This window comes from Kitasatospora sp. NPDC004723, assembly GCF_040609255.1.
Taxonomy (GTDB): Bacteria; Actinomycetota; Actinomycetes; order Streptomycetales; family Streptomycetaceae; genus Kitasatospora.
The window spans coordinates 41,567-62,474 of sequence record NZ_JBEXJT010000036.1; the positions used below are offsets into that span (position 1 = coordinate 41,567).

The following is a 20,908-nucleotide window of genomic DNA, read 5'->3' on the forward strand; positions in this document are numbered from 1 at the left end:
GGCGTCGCCGGGGCGCCCCCGCGACGCGGGCGGACCCACCCGTTCGGGGGAAGGCGCCGGCCGCCGGGCCGGCCGGGGAGGGGATGACCTACTCGCCGGTAGGGAGTAGTAACGTCGTCGGGACGGTGCACCGGTCCGCACATACCGGTGTCCCGCACCGCCGAACAGCAGCTGCTGGGCCATCTGTCGCTGGGCGACCCCCAGCACCACCGAAGGGCAACGGAGTGAGTGACATCGCGCGCGTCGGAGTGATCGGCTGCGGACTCATGGGGTCGGGCATCGCGGAGGTGTTCGCCCGGGCGGGGCTGGACGTCCTGGTCGCCGAGGCCAGTGGGGAGGCGCTGGAGTTCGGGCGCGCCCGGCTGACCAACTCGCTGGACACCGCCGTGAAGCGCGGCAAGCTGACCGAGGAGCAGCGGGACGAGGCACTGTCCCGGCTGGCGTTCACCGTCGACCTGGCGGACTTCGCCGACCGCGACCTGGTGGTCGAGGCGGTCGCCGAGCGCGCGGACATCAAGGTGAAGATCTTCGAGACCCTGGACCGGGTGGTCGAGCGCCGGGACGCGATCCTCGCCTCGAACACCTCCTCGATCCCGATCGTGAAGCTGGCCGCCGCCACCTCCCGCCCGGAACAGGTGATCGGCCTGCACTTCTTCAACCCCGCGCCGGTGCAGAAGCTGGTCGAGGTGATCCCGACCCTGACCACCTCGGCGACCACCACCGACCGGGCGGAGGCGTTCGCCACCGAGGTGCTGCAGAAGGCCCCGATCCGGGCCCGGGACCGGGCCGGCTTCGTGGTGAACGCGCTGCTGGTGCCGTACCTGCTGTCGGCGGTGCGGATGTTCGAGTCGGGGGTGGCGACCGCCTCCGACATCGACAAGGGCATGGAGGCCGGCTGCGCCCACCCGATGGGCCCGCTGCGGCTGTGCGACCTGATCGGCCTGGACACCATCGTCTCGATCGCCGAGTCGATGTATGACGAGTACAAGGAACCGCTGTACGCCGCTCCCCCGCTGCTGTCGCGGATGGTGGACGCGGGCCTGCTGGGCCGCAAGTCCGGCCGCGGCTTCTACGACTACACGGCGACCGCCACCGCCTGACGCCCGACGGTCTGCCGTCGGCGGTCGGCGGTCGGCGCGGACGTGACGGGGCCCGGGAGCGGTATCCAGCTCCCGGGCCCCTGGTGTGCCACCCAATTGCTGCGCACCGGCACGTTTAAGGGTGTGGGTCAGTTTCACAGCGTTGCTCTGCCATTGAAGCTACCGCGCCGCGGAGAGGCGCAGACGGGAGTCGAACCCGCATCCCACGCTGTAGCACACACCCGGTCGATCCGGCGCTCGGCGGCGAATGCTGAGACTTGAGCGAGAGTCTGAGTCTTACGGGGCGCCTCTGCCATTTGGGCCACTCCGGCACGTGGTGCCGGAGGAGGGAATCGAACCCCCACCGTCTCCCCGGTATCAGCTTCAACTTCAGTGTCAGCTTGCGCTTTTCGCGCCACCCCCGGTCTCACCCGGGGGGCTCGTGGGGCTACCCGAACAGGTAGCCGAACACCGCGTCGCCGACCCGCCGGTCGTCGACCTCGGCGCCGTTGGCCTCCTCGCGGGCGAACTGGACGGCCTGCTGGAGCTTCTCGACCCGCTCCAGGAGCTCGTTGACCCGCCGGGCGGGCAGGGCTCCGGAGAACTTCACGGTCGTCCAGTAGCCGATCGCGACGTCCTCGTAGTACACCTCGACCTGCGCCGGGTGCTTCTCGGTGGCCTCGGCCTTGACGTGGTTGCGCGGCACCTTCCTGGTGCGGATGGTGCGCACCGCCTCGGTCTTCCAGGAGTCCGTGGACGGGTCGTGGCTCCAGGCCTCGGCGGCGTCCAGGACGGGCAGCTTGCGGACGAAGGTCCGCAGGTCGGTGAGCTGCTTCTCCAGGAAGAGCAGGTAGGTGACCGGCGCGGCGGCGACCAGCGTGCGACCGTCGACGACGACGTCGGCGCGGGCCTCGGTATTGGCCCAGTCCTTGGTCGCGGTGACGTCGAACAGCCGGGTCAGGGTGGTGGCCGTGGCCCGCAGCACGTCCTCGGCCTTGACCTGGACGCGGGTGGACTCGGGGGGCAGCTGCTCGCCCTCCTCGTCCTTGGGCTGGTACGTCCGGGAGATGCCGGCCAGCAGCGGGGGCTTCTGCAGGTCCTGGTGGGACTGCGTCAGCTCCTGGAAGGACTTCGACTTGACGCCTTTTTCGACGGCGATGATCTGGTTCAGCTTGGCCACGTCGGGGACGCTACCAGCGCGTCCGTTCGGGCGTCATCCGAATAAACGGGCCGGTGGCGGGAGGCCCGGCCGGGCGCCGGACGCACCCGCCACCGCCCGGCGGCGGGTCAGCTGTTGATGGCGTAGCTGTCGCCGTAGACCTTCCACTTCAGCGGCGGGTTGAGGTCGAAGTTCCCGGCGTTGAGGAAGACCAGCTGCTCGGTGTCGACCCTGCTGGTGTCGGCGTGCGCCGCCTCCTTCTTCATGACGACCTTGCGGGCGTCCAGGAAGGCCTTGAGGTAGGTGGCCTCGTCGCCGCCCTGGGCGGGGGTCTTCGCCTTCTTCATGGCGGCGCTGCGGATGCCGCCGAAGCTGTCGCTTCCGGAGCCGGGGCCGTGCATCACGATGGCGTCGTAGTAGACGAACTGGCCGAGCGCGCGCAGGCCGTCGGCCTTGGCCTGCTTGACCGAGGGGTTGAAGTAGACGCGGTCGCGCTCGTCGTTCTGGGCCCGCTGGAAGACGGTGTCCTTGGCGGCGGTGGCCCAGTCCTTCTCGAAGGCGGAGCCGAGGCCGGCGTGCGAGTCGGTGCCGTTGACCTTGCGCAGCGCCGGGAGGTACTTGGCGAGGAGGTTGCCCGGCGCGAGGTCGGTGTAGTGCTCGACGAGTTCGAGCATGTCGCCGGTGCCGGAACAGAAGCCGATGATGCCGGCGGTGTAGCCGCGGCCGTCGTTGATGTCCTCGATGTACTTGTACTGGGCCTTCCAGTCGAGGGAGGAGTTCTCGGCGCTGGACACCAGCTGCATGGCGATGTCCTTCTTGTGTGGGTCGTCCAGGCCGACGGCGGCGAGCCGGACGGTGCCCGCGACGGGGGCGGCGTGGACGGTGCCGGCGGCCGCGACGGTGGCCGGGGCGGCGGCCAGCAGGGCGGCGAGGGCGAGGCGGGCGGTGCGGACGGTGCGGTGCTGGGTACGCATCTGACGCTCCGTTTCCCTGGTCCGGGCCTGGGGGCGGCCGGACCCGACGAGGAGTTAGGAAAGTTTCCTAACTTGATTGAAGCGTTCACGCCGGGCGCGGCGCAAGGGGACGGTCCGCAATCGCACGGCTCAGCACGCGGAAGGGCCCCGGCCGGTGATCCGGCCGGGGCCCTTCCGACGGGGCGTCAGGCGCCGCGCAGCACCGCGCCGGTGCGGGCGACGGCCTCGGCGACGGCCGCCTCGCGGGCGGCGCTCGCCTCGTCGGCGGTCAGCGTCCGGTCCCCGGCGCGGAACCGCAGCGCGTACGCCAGCGACTTCTTGCCCGCGCCGACCTGCTCACCGGTGAAGACGTCGAACAGCCGGATCGCCTCCAGCAGTTCACCGGCCCCGGCACGCAGCGCGGCCTCCACGTCGGCGGCCTGCACCGCGTCGTCGACGATCAGCGCGACGTCCTGGGTGGCCACCGGGAAACCGGAGACCGCCGGGCCGCCGACCCGCACGGCGCCGTCGGCGGCCAGCAGGTCCAGGTCCAGCTCCATCGCGGCGGTGCGCTCCGGCAGGCCCAGCGCCTTGACGACGCGCGGGTGCAGCTCACCGGCGTGGCCGACCACCCGGTCGGTGCCGGCCACCACCAGCTCGGCGCAGCGGCCCGGGTGCCACGGCATGAGCCGGCCCTGGCGCACGGTCAGCTCGACGCCGGCGGCGCGGGCCACCGTGCGGGCGGCCTCGATGGCGTCGGCCCAGCTCGCCGGCGCGCCCTTGCCCCACCAGCCGGAGGGCAGCCGCTCGCCGGCCAGCGCGACGGCGACCCGGCGCGGCTGGTGCGGCAGCGCGGCGTCCAGCGCCGCCAGCTCCTCGTCGCTGGGCCGGCGGTCGACGGCCGGACGCGGGGCGACCGACCGCTCGTCCTTCGGCAGGAACACGGTGCCCGTCTCGAAGATCGCCAGATCGGTGTTGCCGCGGCCGACGTTGCGGCGCAGCGCCCCGAGCAGGCCCGGCAGCAGCGTGGTGCGCAGCCCCGGCTCCTCGTCGTTCAGCGGGTTGACCAGGGTGACGGTCCGCCGGCGGCGGTCCTCCGCCTCCAGGCCGAGCGCCTCGAAGGCGGCCTCGCCGACGAACGGGTAGTTGTTGACCTCGACGTAGCCGGCGCCGGCCAGTGCGACGCCGACCCGGCGGTGCATCCGCTGGGCCTCGGTCAGGCCCTTGCCCGGCGGGACGGTGGGCATCCGGGCGGGGACGTTGTCGTAGCCCTCCAGCCGGATGACCTCCTCGGCGAGGTCGTACGGGTCGGTGAGGTCGGGGCGCCAGGTCGGCGGGGTGACCTCCAGGACGTCGGCGCCGGCGACCGAGCAGCCGATCTCCTGCAGGCGCCGGGTGACGGTCTCGCGGCCGTACGCGGTGCCGGCGACCCGGTCGGGCAGGTCGGCGGCGATGGTGATGGTGCGCACCGGGTGCGGGGCGGCGATGTCGGTGACGCCCGCCTCGGCGGTGCCGCCGGCGATCAGCACCAGCAGGTCGACGGCGCGCTGCGCGGCGGCGCGGGCGGCCTCGGGGTCGACGCCGCGCTCGAAGCGCTTGGACGCCTCGGAGGGCAGCTTGTGCCGCTTGGCGCCGCGGGCGATGGCGACCGCGTCGAAGTGCGCCGCCTCGATGATCACCTCGGTGGTGCCCGGGCCCGCGGCCGGGTCGAGGATCTCGGTGGAGGCGCCGCCCATGACGCCGGCCAGGCCGATCGGGCCGCTGTTGTCGCAGATCAGCAGGTCCTCGGCGGACAGCGTGCGCTTCACGCCGTCCAGCGTGGTGAGGCTCTCGCCGGCCTCGGCGCGGCGGACCACGATCGGGCCGTCGACGCGCTGCTTGTCGTAGGCGTGCAGCGGCTGGCCGACCTCCAGCATCACGTAGTTGGTGATGTCGACGGCCAGCGAGATCGGGCGGATGCCCGCCTTCTGGAGCCGGCGCTGGAGCCAGATCGGGGACTTGGCGGCCGGGTCGAGGCCGACCACGGTACGGGCCACGAAGCGGTCGCAGCCGGCCGGGTCGTTGACCTTCACCAGGTAGCCGAAGGAGTTGGCCGGCGGCACGTCGAGCAGCGCCGGGTCGGCCAGCGGCAGCCCGTACGCGGCGGCGGCCTCGCGGGCCACGCCGCGCATGGACAGGCAGTAGCCGCGGTCCGGGGTGACGGCGATGTCGAGCACCTCGTCGACGAGCTGGAGCAGCTCGATGGCGTCGGTGCCGGGCTCGAACTCGGGCGGGAGCACGATGATGCCGTTGTGGTCGTCGCCCATGCCGAGCTCGCGGGCCGAGCAGATCATGCCGGCCGAGGTCTGGCCGTAGGTCTTGCGGGCCGCGATCGGGAACGGGCCGGGCAGCACGGCGCCGGGGAGCACCACGACGACCTTGTCGCCGACGGCGAAGTTGCTGGCGCCGCAGACGATCTCCTGCGGCTCGCCGGTGCCGTTGGCGGCGCCGACGTTGACGAAGCAGTGCCGGATCGGCTTCTTGAAGCCGGTCAGCTCCTCGATGGAGAGCACCTCGCCGACCACCAGCGGGCCCTTGAGGTCGCCGCCGAGCTGCTCGACGGTCTCGACCTCCAGGCCGGCGCGGACCAGCCGCTCGGCCACGTCGCGGCCGGTCTCGCCGGCCGGCAGGTCGACGTACTCGCGCAGCCAGGAAAGCGGGACGCGCATCAGATCTCCATCCCGAACGGGAGGGTGAAGCGCACGTCACCCTCGACCATGTCGCGCATGTCGGCGACGTTGTGACGGTTCATCAGGATCCGCTCCAGGCCCAGGCCGAAGGCGAACCCGCTGTAGCGGTTGGGGTCCACGCCGCAGGCGACGAGCACCCGCGGGTTGACCACGCCGCAGCCGCCGAGCTCGATCCAGCCCTCGGAGCCGCAGGTGCGGCAGGGGCGGTCCGGGTTGCCGACCGACTCGCCGCGGCACACGAAGCACTGCAGGTCGATCTCGGCGCTCGGCTCGGTGAACGGGAAGTAGGAGGGCCGCCAGCGCAGCTCCAGGCCGTCGCCGATCAGGGTCGAGACCAGCTGCTCGATGGTGCCCTTGAGGTCGGCGAAGGTGATGCCCTCGTCCACGGCCAGGCCCTCGACCTGGCGGAAGACCGGGGTGTGGGTGGCGTCCAGCTCGTCGGTGCGGTAGACCCGGCCGGGGCAGACCACGTAGACGGGGGGCTCGCGGTCGAGCAGGGTGCGGGCCTGGACCGGGGAGGTCTGGGTGCGCAGCACCACGCCGGAGTCGGCGGAGCCGTCCGGGGCCTGGACGAAGAAGGTGTCCTGCATGGAGCGGGCCGGGTGGTCCGGGCCCAGGTTGAGGGCGTCGAAGTTGAGCCACTCGGCCTCGACCTCGGGGCCCTCGGCGACCTGGTAGCCCATCGCGACGAAGGTGTCCTCGATGCGCTCGGCCAGCGTGGTCAGCGGGTGGCGGGCGCCGCGCGGGGTGCGGTCGTAGGGCAGCGTGACGTCCACCGCCTCCTCGACCAGCACACGGGCGTCGCGCTCGGCCTCCAGTTCGGCCTGCCGCTTGGCGAGCGCCTGGTTGACGGCGCCCCGGGCCTGGCCGATCAGCTTGCCGGCCGCGGCCTTGGCGTGCGGGGGCAGGGCGCCGATCTCGCGGTTGGCGAGGGACAGGGCGGAGCGGTCGCCGGTGTGGGCGACCTTGGCCTGCTTCAGCTCGTCGAGGCTGGTGGCGGCGGCGAACGCGGCGACGGCCTCGTCCCGGGCCGCCTCCACCACCTCGGGCTTGAGGGCCTCGACCTCGACCGGGTCGTACGACTTGTTGGGTGCCGACATCTCTATCTTTCCCGTGCTCCTGCTCGTCCGTGCTCAGGTAAGGGGGCTCATGCCTTCGTGTCACGCCCGGCGTGGCCGGGGCACGGGCAGCCGTTCTCCGAACCGGGGAGGCGGGGTGTCCGCGGCGCGGCCGCGCGGGGCGTTCCACAACGCCAAAGGTCGAGTGTAGTCGCAGCGCGTAGCGCGACCGCCGTCAAGCCCGCCCGGTGGGCCGACCGCGACAGGCGGTGCCTGCCGTCCACGCTCGTTCAGAGCATGAAGTCGGGGATCCCGGCGGGCAGGATGAATCGGAACCGGGCGCCGCCGCCGGGCGCGCGGTCGACGCGGATCGAACCGCCGTGGGCCTCCACGATGCCCTTGACGATGTAGAGGCCGAGCCCGGTGCCGCCGCGCTTGGAGCCGCGCCAGAAGCGGGTGAAGACGCGCGGCACCGCTTCCTCGGGGATGCCGCTGCCTTCGTCGCTCACGGTGACCGCTGTGCCTTCCACGATGCGGGGCGGGGCGCCGGGGCGCTCCCAGACGGGGGCCTCGACGACCTCCTTGGCCGGTGCCACCTCGATGGTGACAGTTCCCTCGCCGTGCCGCACCGCGTTTTCCAGCAGGTTGGCGAGCACCTGGTCGACCTTGTCCGGGTCGGCCCACAGCACGGTCAGCGGCTCGCTGACCCGGACGTCGAAGCGGTCCTCGGGGATGCCGGTGGCGACCTTGCGCTCGACGTGCCGGCGTACGGCGGCGGCCAGGTCGACGACCTGCTTGCGCAGCTCCAGCCGGCCGGCGTCGATCCGGGAGATGTCCAGCAGCTCGGCGATCAGCCGGGTGACCCGGTCGGCGTCGGCGTCCACGGTCTCCAGCATCAGCCGCTTCTGCCCGTCGGTGAACCGCTCCCACTTGGCGAGCAGGGTCGCGGTGAACCCCTTGACGCTGGTGAGCGGCGAGCGCAGCTCGTGCGCCACGGTGGCGATCAGCTCGGCGTGGCTGCGCTCGGTGCGCCGGCGCGCCTCGGTGCCGCGCAGGGCGATCACCAGCCGCTCCAGCGGGCCGCCCGGGTGCGCGCGGACGTAGCGGGCGGAGACCAGCACCTCACGGCCGCCGGGCAGCAGCAGGTTGCGCTCCGGCTGGCCGGTGCGCACCGCCAGGCCGCCGTACGGGTCGGTCAGCTGCCACCAGCGGCGGCCGTCGAGGTCCTCCAGCGGCAGGACGTCCTCCAGCTCGCTGCCGAGCGCGGCCTGCGGGAGCACGCCGGTCAGCCGGGCGGCGGCGCGGTTGAAGCAGGTCACCCGGCCCAGGGCGTCGGCGACCACCAGGCCGTCCGGCAGGTCGTCCGGGTCCAGTTCTGCCCCGCTGCCGACCATGGGTGTCCTCCCCGATTACCCACCGTGTCTTTCCCCCCACCGAGGCAGACCCTAGCGCCTCGCAGCCCCCGGTAGTAGGGCCCGCGTCGAGTTGCCGGCGCGGGCCGGCGCGCGGGTCAGCGCTCGGCGCGGCAGCCGCCGGGCGAACGCTGGGCGCGGGCCGAGGCGTAGAGGCAGACGGCGGCGGCGGTGGCCAGGTTGAGGCTCTCGGCGTGGCCGTGGATCGGCACGCGCACGACCTCGTCGGTCAGTGCGCGGGTCTCCTCCGGGAGCCCCCACGCCTCGTTGCCGAACACCCATGCGCCCGGCGCGCCCAGGGTGCCCTCGTCGAGCTCCCGGTCGAGGTCGCGCTCCCCGGCGCCGTCGGCGGCGAGCACCCGCACCCCGGCCTCGCGCAGCCGGCCGATCGCCTCCTCGACCGGCACGCCGACGGCGACCGGGAGGTGGAAGAGGCTGCCGACCGAGGCCCGCACGGCCTTCGGGTTGTAGAGGTCGACGGAGGCGTCGGTGAGCACCACGGCGTCCGCGCCGGCCGCGTCGGCGGTGCGCAGCACGGTACCGGCGTTGCCGGGGTCGCGCACGTGGGCGAGCACCGCGACCAGCTGGGGGCGTGCGGCGAGCACGTCGGCGAAGGGCGTGTCGATGAAGCGGCAGAGCGCGACGATGCCCTGCGGGGTCACCGTGTCGCAGATCTCGGCGACGACCTCGTCGGTGGCGGTCAGCACCGGCAGCCCCTCGGCCAGGGCGGCCTCGACGATGCCGGCGTGCCGCTCGGCGGCGTCCGGCGTCGCGTAGACCTCGACCACGGCGTGCTCACCGGTGCCCGGCAGCCTGCCGAAGGCGACGGCCTCGCGCACGGCCTGCGGGCCCTCGGCGAGGAAGCGGCGCTCCTTGCCGCGCTGGCTCCGCTTGGCGAGCCGCCGGGCGGCGACCACGCGGGGCGAACGCAGGGAGGTGAGCAGGGGGGTGTCGGTGCTGGGCATGGTCTCGTTCTCCGGAGGCGCTGAAGGAGGGAGCAAAGCAGGACCGGACCCGCAGGCGAGCCTGCGGGTCCGGTCAGAGCTCAACCGATCTCGGAAGATCAGGCGGCGTCGGCGGCGGCCTTCGGGGCGTTCACGTCGGCCGGCAGCGCCTTCTGGGCCACCTCGACCAGGGCGGCGAAGGCACCCGGGTCGTTGACGGCCAGGTCGGCCAGCATCTTGCGGTCGATCTCGACGCTGGCGGCCTTCAGGCCCTGCACGAAGCGGTTGTAGGTGATGCCGTTGGCACGGGCCGCAGCGTTGATGCGCTGGATCCACAGCTGACGGAAGTCGCCCTTGCGCTTCTTGCGGTCGTTGAAGTTGTAGACCAGCGAGTGGGTGACCTGCTCCTTGGCCTTGCGGTACAGGCGCGAGCGCTGGCCGCGGTAGCCGCTGGCGCGCTCCAGGATGACCCGGCGCTTCTTGTGGGCGTTGACTGCCCGCTTGACGCGTGCCACTTGATTACTCCTTGGGTTGGACCACGGACTACTTCACGTGGTCCGTCATTCGAATGGGTCGGGAAGGATCAGCTGCCCCGCACGCGGCTCGCGCCGGGCGGGAGGGCGATCACTTGCCGAGAAGCTTCTTGATCTTCTTGGCGTCGGCGGGGGCCAGCTCGATCGTCCCGGCCAGCTTGCGGGTCAGCGTGGAGGGCTTGTGCTCCAGGAGGTGGCGGCGGCCGGCGCGCTCGCGCAGCACCTTGCCAGAGCCACTGATCTTGAAGCGCTTGCTGGCGCCACTGTGCGTCTTCTGCTTCGGCATTTCGCCGTATCTCCTCGTCGGTCCGTCCACGCCCGCGCGGTGTGCGCCGCGCGGGCGTGAAGGATGGATCTGCGGTGACCGGGCGGGGTGCCCCGTCACCCTGGTGGCCGGTCTCCCGGACCTTCCTGACCTGGGGAGGTCAGGCGCCCTGGGAGGCCTCGGCCGGCTGCTCGACCGGAGCGGCGGCCTCGGGGGCCTCCGTCTCGGCGGCGGCGTCCTGGGCCTCGACGGCGTCCTGGGCCTCGGCGGGCTCGTCGGACTCGGCGATGTCGTCGTCCGCACCGGCGGTGCGGCCCAGACGCTCGGCCTTGCGGGCGTCCGCGGCGGCGCGAGCCTCGGCCATCGCCTCGGTCTTCTTCTTGTGCGGGCCGAGAACCATGATCATGTTACGGCCGTCCTGCTTCGGCGAGGACTCGACGAAGCCCAGGTCCTGGACGTCGTCGGCGAGCCGCTGGAGCAGACGGAAGCCCAGCTCGGGGCGGGACTGCTCACGACCGCGGAACATGATCGTGATCTTGACCTTGTCGCCCTGCTTGAGGAACCGGACGACGTGACCCTTCTTGGTGTCATAGTCGTGCGGGTCGATCTTCGGCCGGAGCTTCATCTCCTTGATGACCGTGTGCGCCTGGTTCTTGCGCGCCTCACGGGCCTTCATGGCCGACTCGTACTTGAACTTGCCGTAGTCCATGAGCTTGCACACCGGCGGCCGGGCGGTCGCCGCGACCTCGACCAGGTCGAGGTCGTACTCCTGCGCGAGCTCCAGCGCCTTGGCAAGCGGCACGATGCCGACCTGCTCGCCGCTGGGACCGACGAGTCGCACCTCGGGGACGCGAATCCGGTCGTTGATGCGGGGCTCGGTGCTGATGGGGCCTCCTCGGTTGCACCTTCTGCGATGCGGCCGTCGGACGGCGGTCGCACGTAGTGGACTCGACCACTGGGCGGGGCTTCATTCGTGCTGCGCTGTGCCCGGCTCCGTTCGGCCGTTCACACCGCGACACGAAAAAAGCCCCGCTCGGTACAAGCGGGGCTCCACACAACCGGGGGCGGCACCCGGTGAGGGGCGCTGCGGCGACTGTCGGCACACTGGGCGCCTGTCGCGGACCGGACCCGTCGACCGTGAGGCCGATCAGGTGGGAGACTTTCGCGGTTGCCCTCTCGGGCCTCCTGGGTGGAGCCTCCACTTGCTGGCCGGACCTCCGTGAGGACGTCTGGCCGGTCAGTCTCGAAGCATACAGCGCCGGGGGGTCGAACGCTATTCCGCCCCCGCGCACCCCGGCTTGTACGCTCCCTGTGTACGGACACCGGCACGACGGAACGAGCCACCTTTGAGCAGCGAGCCCACCCAGAACCCCGCCGCGGACGACGAGGCGATCGGCTTCGACGACCTCACCCGGGACATCGCCGAGGTCCCGGCCGTCGAGGTGATCACCACCGTCGCGGTGCACCTGATGAGCGCCGCCGCCGTGAAGTGCGGCCTCGCCGAGGGCGGCGAGAAGGACAGGGACCTCGACGAGGCCCGCAAGCTCATCACCGCGCTGGCCGGACTGGTCACCGCCGGCGCCCCGGAGATCAGCAACTTCCACGCCGCGCCGCTGCGCGACGGCCTGCGCTCGCTGCAGCTGGCCTTCCGCGAGGCCTCGATCGTCCCGGACGCCCCGGGTACCGGGCCGGGCGAGAAGTTCACCGGTCCGGTCTACTCCTGAGACCCCGACGGTTGCGTCCCGCGTGTCACGTGACACGCGAGACGCAACCGTGCCGTTCCTACCGCCGGTAGAGCGGCTCGCCCGGCAGCCCGGCGCTCGCCGGCAGCACCGCCAGGTCCAGCCCGCGGTCCAGCCGCACCCGCAGCACCGGGTCGGCGGCCACCGCCTGCCCGACCCGCTGCGCGGCCGCCTGCATCCCGGCCTGGTCCAGCGCCGGGTCCAGCAGGACCGCGAGCACCCCGTCCGAGTCCTCCGCCGGAGCCAGCAGCCCGGCCGTCACCTGCGGCTCGGCCGCCAGCAGCGCCCGGACCGCCTCGCGCACCTGCGGGTCGGCGGCCGGCGGCAGGTAGGGCCGGTTCTCCGCCAGCGCCCGCAGCCGGGCCCCGGACAGCTGGAACGGCACCGGCCCGGCCGGGTCCACCAGCAGGGTGTCCGCCCGCTCGGAGAAGGCCACCATCGCGGCCTGCGGGGCGGCGGTCGGCGCCGGACGGGCGTCCGCGCGCCAGCGGGCCAGCGACTCCAGCGAGGTGAAGGCCGGCAGCGCGCGCCGCCCGTCGGCGGCCTCCAGCACCGGGACGGCCATGTCACTGGTCTTCTCGTGGCGGTGCCCGTTCGCGTCCACCTCGACCTCGCCGAGGATCGCCACGATCGGCACCATCAGCCGGGTGGGCGTCAGCGCCGCGAGCACCTCGGGCTCGGCGGCGCGGTCCTGCGCCCAGCGGGCGAGCGCGGCGGCGAGCGCCGGGTCGGCGGTGCCGTCGTCGCCGGAGAAACCCGGGTCGGGGATGTTCTTGCCGACGAACGCCGGGTTGGAGAAGTCTTTGCGGTCCACCCGGCCGACCCTATGCCACCGGCCCCGCGCCCCCACACGGACCGAAGGTCCCCCGTCCGCCCCCTACCCGCGGGTAGAGCCGCTGTGGCAGTCTGCGCGCATGGCCACGCTCGAAGCCTCCGCCGCAGGCGCCGCCCGCCCCGCCCACGCCCCCTCGCCGGCCGCCGACCGCGCCCGGTACGACCGGGCCACCGCCCACCTGGACGGCCCGGTGGCCGTCCTCGACCTGGCGGCCTTCGACGCCAACGCGGCCTACCTGGTGCGCCGGGCCGCCGGCAAGCCGATCCGGGTGGCCAGCAAGTCGGTGCGCTGCCGCGCCCTGCTGGAGCGGGTGCTGACCGTCGAGGGCTTCGCCGGGGTGATGAGCTTCACCCTCGCCGAGTCGCTCTGGCTGGCCCGCTCCGGGCTGCGCGACGTCCTGCTCGCCTACCCCTCCAGCGACCGGGCCGGCTTCGCCGCGCTGACCGCCGACCCGGAGCTCGCCGCCGCCGTCACCGTGGTGCTGGACGACCCCGCCCAGCTGGACCTCGTCGACGCCGCCCGGACCGGGCCCGCCGAGGTGCGGGTCTGCCTGGAGCTGGACACCTCGCTGCACCTGCTCGGCGGCCGGGTGCGGGTCGGCGCCCGCCGCTCCCCGCTGCGCACCCCCGAGGACGTGGCCGCCTTCGCCGAGCTGGTGCAGCGGCGCCGGGGCTTCCGGGTGGTCGGGCTGATGGCCTACGAGGGACACGTCGCCGGGGTGGGCGACGCGGTGCCCGGGCGCCCGGTGCGCTCCGCGCTGGTGCGGGTGATGCAGGCGCGGGCGCGGGCCGAGCTGGCCGAGCGCCGGGCGGCCACGGTGCGGCTGCTGCGCCGGGTGGCCGAGCTGGAGTTCGTCAACGGCGGCGGCACCGGCAGCGTCGAGTCGACGGTGGCCGAGCGCGCGGTGACCGAGGTGGCGGCCGGGTCCGGGCTCTACCAGCCGCAGCTGTTCGACCACTACCGGGCGTTCCGCGGCCGGCCGGCGGCGCTGTTCGGCCAGCCGGTGGTGCGCCGCCCCGGGGTGGGCGTGGTGACCGTGCTCGGCGGCGGCTACCCGGCGTCCGGCGCGGCCGGCCCGGACCGCTCCCCCGTGCCCTACCTGCCGCCGGGTCTGCGCTACGACCCGATGGAGGGGGCCGGCGAGGTGCAGACGCCGCTGCTCGGCGCCGCCGCCGACGACCTGCTGATCGGCGACCGGGTCTGGTTCCGGCACGCCAAGGCGGGGGAACTCTGCGAGCGGTTCGCCGAGTTGCACCTGGTGGAGGGGGACGCGGTGGTGCGCACCGTGCCGACCTACCGGGGCGAGGGGCACACCTTCCTCTGAGCGGCGCGCCCACGCTCCACGCGGGGTCGCGGTTCCACTACCGTGGGAGGGCGGAACGGAACGGACGAAGGGGGAGGCCGTGGAGGCCGAGATCGCACAGCTGGTGACCACGGGCGCCACGACGGTGGTCGGACTGATGGCCACCGAGGCCTGGACGCAGGTACGTTCCCGGCTCGCGGGACTGCTGGGGCGCGGCCGGGACACCGAGGAGGTGTCCGCCGAGCTGGAGGAGATCCGGGTCGAGGTGGTCCGGGCGGACGGCGACGAGGAACTGGTCGGCGACCAGACGGCCGAGCTGCGCAACCGGATCCGCCGGCTGCTGCGCCAGGACCCCGGGGCAGCAGTCGAACTGCGCGCCGCCCTCGACGAGTTCGCCCCGAAGCAGCCCGAGCCGACGGGGCGGTCGGTGCAGAACACGTTCAGCGGCGGCACGATGAGCGGCGGCATCCTCATCCAGGCGGGCACGGTCGAGCATCAGAACATCGGCCGCCTCGACATCTGACCGCCCACCGCCGGCCGTACGGGAACCTTGGCCGCACCTTAAGCAGGCCCGAAGGGATGCCTAACGCAGGCGCCCCGTCGGGCCTTTGTGCTGCTCGAAGGGCCACATTCCGTCAAAAAGTGGCCCACGACGCACTATTGCCAGCTGGTCTAGTCCAATCATACGCTCGCCCCAGGGGCGCCGCGCCGGGTCGGCGGGCCCCTCGGGCAGACGTGCCCGGCAGTTCCCCCCACAGCCTCGGCCCGGTTCACGGTCAAGGAGTCCCCACCCCATGTCCATCAAGCGAACCGCCATGTCCGTCGGCGTCGTCGGCGCCGCGTTCCTCTCCGTCTCGGCCGTCGGCATCGGCACGGCCTCCGCCCACGGCACCGTCACCAACCCGGTCAGCCGGGTCGCGGCCTGCTACGCGGAGGGTCCGGAGACGCCCAAGTCGCAGATCTGCAAGGACGTCGTCGCGCTCGGCGGCACCCAGCCGCTGTACGACTGGAACGAGGTCAACCTCCCCAGCGTCAACGGCGCCCACCAGGCGCAGATCCCGGACGGCAAGCTCTGCTCCGCCGGCCGCGACAAGTACAAGGCGCTGGACCTGCCGCGCGCCGACTGGCCGGCCAGCCCGGTCTCCGCCGGCAAGGTCAACTTCAACTTCCGGGTCACCGCCGCCCACCAGGGCAACCAGACCATCTACATCACCAAGCAGAGCTGGGACCCGACCCAGCCGCTGAAGTGGTCCGACCTCGACGCCGTCCCGGTCGCCCAGGTGGCCACCTCCCGCACCTCGGACAACGGCTACTACAACTACACCGGCACCCTGCCGCAGCGCACCGGCCGTCAGCTGCTCTACATGGTCTGGCAGCGCACCGACAGCCCGGAGGCGTTCTACAGCTGCTCCGACGTCGACTTCGGCAAGGGCGGCACCGCCGCCGCCGCGTCGGCGCTCACCGCCCAGGCCCCGGCCGCGCCCAGCGAGGCGCAGATCGCCGCCGGCCAGTCCAAGTCCACCGTCGCCCACCACGGGCACGGCGGCAACGCCGAGGAGCCCGCCGGCAAGGTCGTCGCGGCCGACAGCGCGGCGGTGGGTGGCGGCTCCGCCACCGGCCCGCTGCTGCTCACCGGTGCCGCCGCGATCGGCGTCGGCTGGGCTGGCATGGTGCTCCGGCGCCGTCGGGTCGAGGCTGTGCGACACGACGGCTGACCGCCGGAAGCCGGGGCAGGGCCGCTCCATCCCCCGTTCGGCCCCGCCCCGGCCGATCCACCGGCACTGAGAACGGCGGCGGCCCGCCCGGATTCCTCCGGGCGGGCCGCCGCCGTGCGTGAGCCGAGACCGCGGCCTCAGGTGTTCCCGGTGCCGCTGCCGTTGCCGGCACCGCCGGGGAGACCCGGGAGGGCCGGCACCTTGCCGCTGTAGTCGCCGATGCCCTTGACGATGGTGTCCATCACCGCGACGTCCGGCGCCTTGGCGGCGATGTCGAAGCCCAGGTGCACCGAGACCAGCGACTTGCCGTCGGCGGACGGGAAGACCACCGTCTGCACGTAGCCGTCGTTGCCCTTGGCGGCGTCCACCTTCCAGCGGACCAGGTAGCCGTCCCGGCCGTCCACCTTGACCGCCTCGGACTTGAGCTCCTCGTGCGAGAGGATCTCGTTGTAGGAGTCCTTGGCGGCCTTGTCGATGTCGGCCTTGGCCGCCGCCTGCACATCGGTGCCGCCGCCGTCGATCCGGCCGGTGTTGGCGCCGCCGAGCGAACAGGTGCCGCCGCCCTCGCAGTCGTAGCGGCCGATGCTGAGCCCCGCGTAGCCGTCGGGGGTGGTGCCGCCCTCCCAGCCGGAGGGGACGGGCAGGACCAGCCGGTTCACGAGGTCGACGGCCTTGTCGCTGCCGGTGGCGGGGCCGTTGCCCTTGCCGCCATTGCCGTTGCCGCCGTTGCCGTTGCCCTTGCCGCCGTTGCCCTGGTTGCCGCCGTTGCCGTTGCCCTGATCGCCATTGCCCTGGTTGCCGTTGGCACCGGGGCCGTTGTCGCCGGGGCCGCCGAAGTCCGGCAGGCCGCGCCACCGGCCGTCGCCCTCCTGTCCGGGCGGTCCTGCCGGGCGCGCGGAGCGGTGCCGGTCGCCGTGGTCGTCCATCGCCAGGTAGGTGACGCCCGAGCCGACGCCCAGGCCCAGCACGGCCGCCACCGCCGCCGCGATCACCAGCTTGGACGGCTTGCGCCGCTGGCGGGGCGCGGGCGGCACCGGCGAGCCGTAGGCGGTGCCGAAGGGCGGCGGCTCCGGGTAGCGGACCGACGGCCCGCTCTCCAGCACCTCCCCCTCCAGCACCTGGGGCCCGGCGGCCTCGTCCGGCCCCGGAGCACCGGCCGCCGGCGCCTCCGGCGGCGGTGCGTCCGAGGGTGCGGGCCGGGTGCTGGCCGTCCACCCCTTGCCGTCCCACCAGCGCTGCGGTCTCGGGTCGCTGGTGATGTCCTTCGGGTCCGGGTACCACCCGGCGGGGATCTGCTCACTCACGGGAATGAATCTAAAGGCAGCCGGATAAGCGCGAAATCAGCTGGACCCCGAATTCCGGGCTTTTCGATGAGATTACGGTGAGAAGGTGCGCCGCGGCCCCCGGAAGCCCTACAGCGGGGTCACATAGGCGCCGGCGATCCCGCCGTCCACCAGGAACTCGCTCGCGGTGATGAAGGAGGAGTCGTCGCTGGCGAGGAAGGCCACCGCGGCGGCGATCTCCTCCGGGCGGGCGAAGCGGCCCAGCGGGATGTGCACCAGCCGGCGGGCCGCGCGCTCCGGGTCCTTGGCGAACAGCTCGCGCAGCAGCGGGGTGTCCACCGGCCCCGGCGACAGCGCGTTGACCCGGATGCCCTCCCGGGCGAACTGCACGCCCAGTTCGCGGGACATCGCCAGCACGCCGCCCTTGGAGGCGGTGTAGGAGATCTGCGAGGTGGCGGCGCCCATCCGGGCCACGAAGCTCGCGGTGTTGATGATCGAGCCCTGCCCGTGGCGGCGCATGTACGGCAGCGCCGCCCGGCAGCAGAGGTAGACCGAGGTCAGGTTGACCTCCTGCACCCGGCGCCAGGCGTCCAGTTCGGTGGTGAGGATGGAGTCGTCCTCGGGCGGCGAGATGCCGGCGTTGTTGAAGGCGACGTCCACGCTGCCGAAGGTCTCGTAGGCCTCGTCGAAGAGCGCCTCGACCATCGCCGGGTCGGTGACGTCGGTGTGCACGAAGAGGCCGCCGACCTCCTCGGCCGCCGCCTTGCCGGTGGTCTCGTCGACGTCGGCGCAGACCACCGTCGCGCCCTCGGCGGCGAGCCGGCGGGCCGAGGCCAGGCCGATCCCGCTGCCCGCGCCGGTGATCACGGCCGTCCGGCCGACCAGCCGGCGGCAGACCGGCGCCGCGGGCTGCGCGGACCGCTCCGGCCGTGGGGACCGCTCCGACCGCTCCGACTGCTCGGACGCGCGGGGGTGGTGGGACTGCTGGGTCACCGGGTGCTCCTACTCCTCGGTCCGGATGTAGACGTTCTTGGTCTCGGTGAAGTGCGCCAGCGCCTCCGGCCCCAGCTCGCGGCCGACCCCGGACTCGCCGAAGCCGCCGAACGGCGTCCAGTACCGCACCGAGGCGTGCGAGTTGACCGAGAGGTTGCCCGCCGCCACGCCCCTGGCCAGCCGCAGCGCCCGGCCGAGGTCGCGGGTCCAGATCGAGCCGGACAGCCCGTACCGGGTGGCGTTGGCGAGCCGCAGCGCGTCCGCCTCGTCGGTGAACGGCAGGACGACCGCGACCGGGCCGAAGATCTCCTCGGTGACCGCCGGCACGTCCTCCCCGGTGGGCGCCAGCACCGTCGGCGGGTACCAGTAGCCGGGCCCGTCCGGCACCGCGCCGCGGGCCAGCACCGGCAGGTCGGGCGTCACGTACGACGCCACCCGGCGGACCTGGGCGGCCGAGATCAGCGGGCCGAGGGCGGTCCGCGGGTCGGCCGGGTCGCCGGTGCGGATCCGCTCGACGGCGGGCAGCAGCAGGGCCAGGAAGTCGTCGTAGGCCTCGCGCTGGACCAGGATCCGGCTGCGGGCGCAGCAGTCCTGGCCGGAGTTGTCGAGGAAGGACATCGGGTCGGCGGCCCCGGCGAGGTCGGCGTCGGCGAAGACGATGCTGGGACTCTTGCCGCCGAGTTCCAGGGTGACCCGCTTGGCCCGGGCCGCGCAGCGGGCGGCGACCTCCTTGCCGACCTCGGTCGACCCGGTGAAGACGATCTTGCGCACCGCCGGGTGGTCGACCAGCGCCCGGCCGGTCACCGGCCCGGCGCCCGGCACCACCTGGAACAGGCCTTCCGGCAGCCCGGCGGCGAGCGCGAGTTCGGCCAGCCGCAGCGCGGTGAGCGGGGTCGCCTCGGCGGGCTTGAGCAGGACGGCGTTCCCGGCGGCCAGCGCGGGCGCGAAGCCCCAGGCGGCGATCGGCATCGGGAAGTTCCACGGGGCGATCACCCCGACCACGCCGACCGGCTCGTGGAAGGTGACGTCCAGCCCGCCGGCCACCGGGATCTGGCGCCCGGTCAGCCGCTCCACTCCCCCGGCCGCGTACTCCAGCAGGTCGCGGACGTTGCCCGCCTCCCAGGTGGCGTTGCCGATGGTGTGGCCGGCCTCGGTGACCTCCAGGGCGGCCAGTTCGGGGACGTGCACCTCCACCTGGTCGGCGAAACGGCGCAGCAGCCGGGCCCGTTCGCCGGGGGCGAGGGCGGCCCAGCCGCGCTGCGCCTCGACGGCGCGCCGTACGGCGGCGTCCAGTTGCCCGGGGGTGGTGTCGGGGACGGTGCCGAGGACCTCGCCGGTGGCGGGGTTGCGGACGGCGCGGGCGGCGGGCCCGGCCGCGGCGGGGGCGGTGGTGGTGTCGATGGTGCTCACATCCGCTCGAAGGATCGGTAGCGCTCCCAGTCGGTGATCGCGCCGTCGTAGGCGGTCTGTTCGACCCGGGCCATGTGCAGGTAGTGCTCGACCACGTCGTCCCCGAAGGCGGCGCGGGCGAGTTCGCTCGCGCCCCACAGGTCGGCCGCCTCGCGCAGCGAGCCGGGCACCCGGGCGTAGCCGTCGACGGCGTAGGCGTTGCCGAGGCAGGGGGCGGGCAGCTCCAGCTTGCGCTGGATCCCGTGCAGTCCGGCGGCGATCATGCCGGCCACCGCCAGGTACGGGTTGACGTCGCCGCCGGGCACCCGGTTCTCCATCCGCAGCCCGGAGCCGTGCCCCACCACCCGGTAGGCGCAGGTCCGGTTGTCGCGGCCCCAGGCGACGGCCGTCGGGGCGAAGGAGCCCGGGCGGTAGCGCTTGTAGGAGTTGATGTTCGGCGCGTAGAGCAGGGTGAACTCGCGCAGCGCGGCCAGCTGTCCGGCCAGGAAGTGGCGCATGGTGTCGGTCATCCGGCCGTCGTCGGCGGCGAACGCCGGGGCGCCGACGGCGTCGCGCAGCGACAGGTGGATGTGGCAGCTGTTGCCCTCGCGCTGGTCGTACTTGGCCATGAAGGTGAGCGCGCAGCCGAGTTGGGCGGCGATCTCCTTGGCCCCGGTCTTGTAGACGCTGTGCTGGTCGCAGGTGGTGAGCGCGTCGGCGTAGCGGAAGGCGATCTCGTGCTGGCCGAGGTTGCACTCGCCCTTGGCGGACTCCACGACCAGTCCGGCGCCGGCCATCTCGGTGCGGATCCGGGAGAGCAGCGGTTCGACCCGGGCGGTGCCGAGCAGCGAGTAGTCGGTGTTGTAGAGGTTGGCCGGGGTGAGGCCGCGGTAACCGCCCTGCCAGGCCTGTTCGTAGGTGTCGCGGAAGACCAGGAACTCCAGCTCGGTGCCGATGTCCGCGGCCAGGCCGTGCTCGGCGAGCCGGGCGATCTGGCGCCGCAGCAGCTGGCGGGGCGCGGCGGCGACCGGGTGGCCGCCGCGGCCGGCCAGGTCGGCGGTGACCTGGGCGGTGCCCGGCTGCCAGGGGGTCAGGCGCAGGGTGGACAGGTCGGGGCGCATGGCGAAGTCGCCGTAGCCGGTCTCCCAGGAGGAGAGCGCGTAGCCGTCCACGGTGTTGAGTTCGACGTCGACGGCGAGCAGGTACTCGCAGGCGTCGGAGCCGTGCTCGGCCACCTCGTCCAGGAAGAAGCGGGCGGCGAAGCGTTTGCCCTGCAGGCGCCCCTGCATGTCGGTGAAGCCGAGGGCGACGGTGTGGACCTCTCCGGCGTCGACCAGGGTGCGCAGCTCGTTCAGGGTCAGCGGGGCGCGGCGGGGCGGGATGCCGGGGACGGCGCCGGGTGCGGCCGCGGCGCCGTCGGGCGCGGTGGTACCGGGCGCGGTGGTGCCGGACACGGTGGTGCGGTCGGACATGGCGGACGCCCTCCTCCTCGATCACGCAGCGAGACCAAGCGGTC

19 protein-coding genes are annotated in these 20,908 nt (G+C 73.4%); 5 read left to right on the forward strand and 14 right to left on the reverse strand.

Annotated elements, in window-relative coordinates; all coding sequences use genetic code 11:
* Positions 1 to 224 precede the first annotated feature (224 nt).
* Positions 225 to 1,100 (forward strand): 3-hydroxybutyryl-CoA dehydrogenase, encoded by an 876-nt coding sequence (locus ABZW10_RS27825; RefSeq protein ID WP_355370859.1) that lies wholly within the window; start codon positions 225 to 227, stop codon positions 1,098 to 1,100.
* A gap of 427 nt (positions 1,101 to 1,527) precedes the next feature.
* Here the strand turns inward: ABZW10_RS27825 and ABZW10_RS27830 are convergent, their stop codons facing one another.
* The 9 genes from ABZW10_RS27830 to infC all read right to left on the reverse strand — a co-directional run bounded on the left by ABZW10_RS27830 (position 1,528) and on the right by infC (position 11,018).
* Positions 1,528 to 2,259, reverse strand: a complete 732-nt coding sequence (locus ABZW10_RS27830; protein ID WP_355370861.1) for a hypothetical protein — start codon at positions 2,257 to 2,259, stop codon at positions 1,528 to 1,530.
* 107 nt (positions 2,260 to 2,366) lie between these two features.
* Positions 2,367 to 3,212: a chitosanase gene (locus ABZW10_RS27835; RefSeq protein WP_355370864.1), complete on the reverse strand. Its 846-nt coding sequence runs from the start codon at positions 3,210 to 3,212 to the stop codon at positions 2,367 to 2,369.
* 185 nt (positions 3,213 to 3,397) lie between these two features.
* Positions 3,398 to 5,899 carry a phenylalanine--tRNA ligase subunit beta gene (gene pheT / locus ABZW10_RS27840; protein WP_355370867.1) on the reverse strand — a complete coding sequence of 834 codons (2,502 nt, stop codon included), beginning with the start codon at positions 5,897 to 5,899 and terminating at the stop codon, positions 3,398 to 3,400.
* Positions 5,899 to 7,020: a phenylalanine--tRNA ligase subunit alpha gene (pheS, locus tag ABZW10_RS27845; protein WP_355370869.1), complete on the reverse strand. Its 1,122-nt coding sequence runs from the start codon at positions 7,018 to 7,020 to the stop codon at positions 5,899 to 5,901. The genes pheT and pheS overlap by 1 nt, the downstream gene beginning before the upstream one ends.
* Positions 7,021 to 7,268: 248 nt before the next feature.
* Complete coding sequence (locus ABZW10_RS27850) at positions 7,269 to 8,372, reverse strand: ATP-binding protein (RefSeq protein ID WP_355370872.1); 1,104 nt, start codon at positions 8,370 to 8,372, stop codon at positions 7,269 to 7,271.
* 116 nt (positions 8,373 to 8,488) lie between these two features.
* Positions 8,489 to 9,355 (reverse strand): RNA methyltransferase, encoded by an 867-nt coding sequence (locus ABZW10_RS27855; RefSeq protein ID WP_355370875.1) that lies wholly within the window; start codon positions 9,353 to 9,355, stop codon positions 8,489 to 8,491.
* A 98-nt stretch (positions 9,356 to 9,453) separates the two neighbouring features.
* Positions 9,454 to 9,849, reverse strand: coding sequence for a 50S ribosomal protein L20 (rplT, locus tag ABZW10_RS27860; protein ID WP_030395970.1), 396 nt, complete (start codon positions 9,847 to 9,849; stop codon positions 9,454 to 9,456).
* A 109-nt stretch (positions 9,850 to 9,958) separates the two neighbouring features.
* Positions 9,959 to 10,153 carry a 50S ribosomal protein L35 gene (gene rpmI, locus ABZW10_RS27865; RefSeq protein WP_045701618.1) on the reverse strand — a complete coding sequence of 65 codons (195 nt, stop codon included), beginning with the start codon at positions 10,151 to 10,153 and terminating at the stop codon, positions 9,959 to 9,961.
* Positions 10,154 to 10,292: 139 nt separating this feature from the next.
* The gene (gene infC, locus ABZW10_RS27870) at positions 10,293 to 11,018 is read right to left on the reverse strand and encodes a translation initiation factor IF-3 (protein ID WP_355370948.1); all 726 of its coding nucleotides are present in this window, start codon (positions 11,016 to 11,018) and stop codon (positions 10,293 to 10,295) included.
* Positions 11,019 to 11,478: 460 nt separating this feature from the next.
* Between infC and ABZW10_RS27875 the strand changes: the two genes are divergently transcribed.
* A complete protein-coding gene (locus ABZW10_RS27875) occupies positions 11,479 to 11,856 on the forward strand; it encodes a DUF1844 domain-containing protein (protein ID WP_355370878.1) in 378 nt (125 codons plus the stop codon).
* Positions 11,857 to 11,914: 58 nt separating this feature from the next.
* Here the strand turns inward: ABZW10_RS27875 and ABZW10_RS27880 are convergent, their stop codons facing one another.
* Positions 11,915 to 12,688: an SseB family protein gene (locus tag ABZW10_RS27880; RefSeq protein ID WP_355370881.1), complete on the reverse strand. Its 774-nt coding sequence runs from the start codon at positions 12,686 to 12,688 to the stop codon at positions 11,915 to 11,917.
* 100 nt (positions 12,689 to 12,788) lie between these two features.
* Between ABZW10_RS27880 and ABZW10_RS27885 the strand changes: the two genes are divergently transcribed.
* The 3 genes from ABZW10_RS27885 (at position 12,789) to ABZW10_RS27895 (ending at position 15,727) form a co-directional block, all read left to right on the forward strand.
* Positions 12,789 to 14,033, forward strand: a complete 1,245-nt coding sequence (locus ABZW10_RS27885) for an amino acid deaminase/aldolase (protein ID WP_355370884.1) — start codon at positions 12,789 to 12,791, stop codon at positions 14,031 to 14,033.
* Positions 14,034 to 14,112: 79 nt separating this feature from the next.
* Positions 14,113 to 14,535, forward strand: coding sequence for a hypothetical protein (locus ABZW10_RS27890; RefSeq protein ID WP_355370887.1), 423 nt, complete (start codon positions 14,113 to 14,115; stop codon positions 14,533 to 14,535).
* Between the two features lie 271 nt (positions 14,536 to 14,806).
* Positions 14,807 to 15,727, forward strand: coding sequence for a lytic polysaccharide monooxygenase (locus tag ABZW10_RS27895; RefSeq protein ID WP_355370890.1), 921 nt, complete (start codon positions 14,807 to 14,809; stop codon positions 15,725 to 15,727).
* A gap of 137 nt (positions 15,728 to 15,864) precedes the next feature.
* Here ABZW10_RS27895 and ABZW10_RS27900 read toward each other — a convergent pair whose 3' ends face one another.
* From ABZW10_RS27900 to ABZW10_RS27915, 4 genes are all read right to left on the reverse strand, one after another.
* Positions 15,865 to 17,031 (reverse strand): DUF2510 domain-containing protein, encoded by a 1,167-nt coding sequence (locus tag ABZW10_RS27900; protein WP_355370893.1) that lies wholly within the window; start codon positions 17,029 to 17,031, stop codon positions 15,865 to 15,867.
* 108 nt (positions 17,032 to 17,139) lie between these two features.
* Positions 17,140 to 17,895, reverse strand: a complete 756-nt coding sequence (locus tag ABZW10_RS27905) for a 3-oxoacyl-ACP reductase (RefSeq protein WP_355370951.1) — start codon at positions 17,893 to 17,895, stop codon at positions 17,140 to 17,142.
* A 117-nt stretch (positions 17,896 to 18,012) separates the two neighbouring features.
* The gene (locus ABZW10_RS27910) at positions 18,013 to 19,413 is read right to left on the reverse strand and encodes an aldehyde dehydrogenase family protein (protein ID WP_355370896.1); all 1,401 of its coding nucleotides are present in this window, start codon (positions 19,411 to 19,413) and stop codon (positions 18,013 to 18,015) included.
* Entirely contained in the window at positions 19,410 to 20,774 is a 1,365-nt protein-coding gene (locus tag ABZW10_RS27915) for a glutamine synthetase family protein (RefSeq protein WP_355370954.1), read from the reverse strand. The genes ABZW10_RS27910 and ABZW10_RS27915 overlap by 4 nt, the downstream gene beginning before the upstream one ends.
* Positions 20,775 to 20,908: the final 134 nt, after the last annotated feature.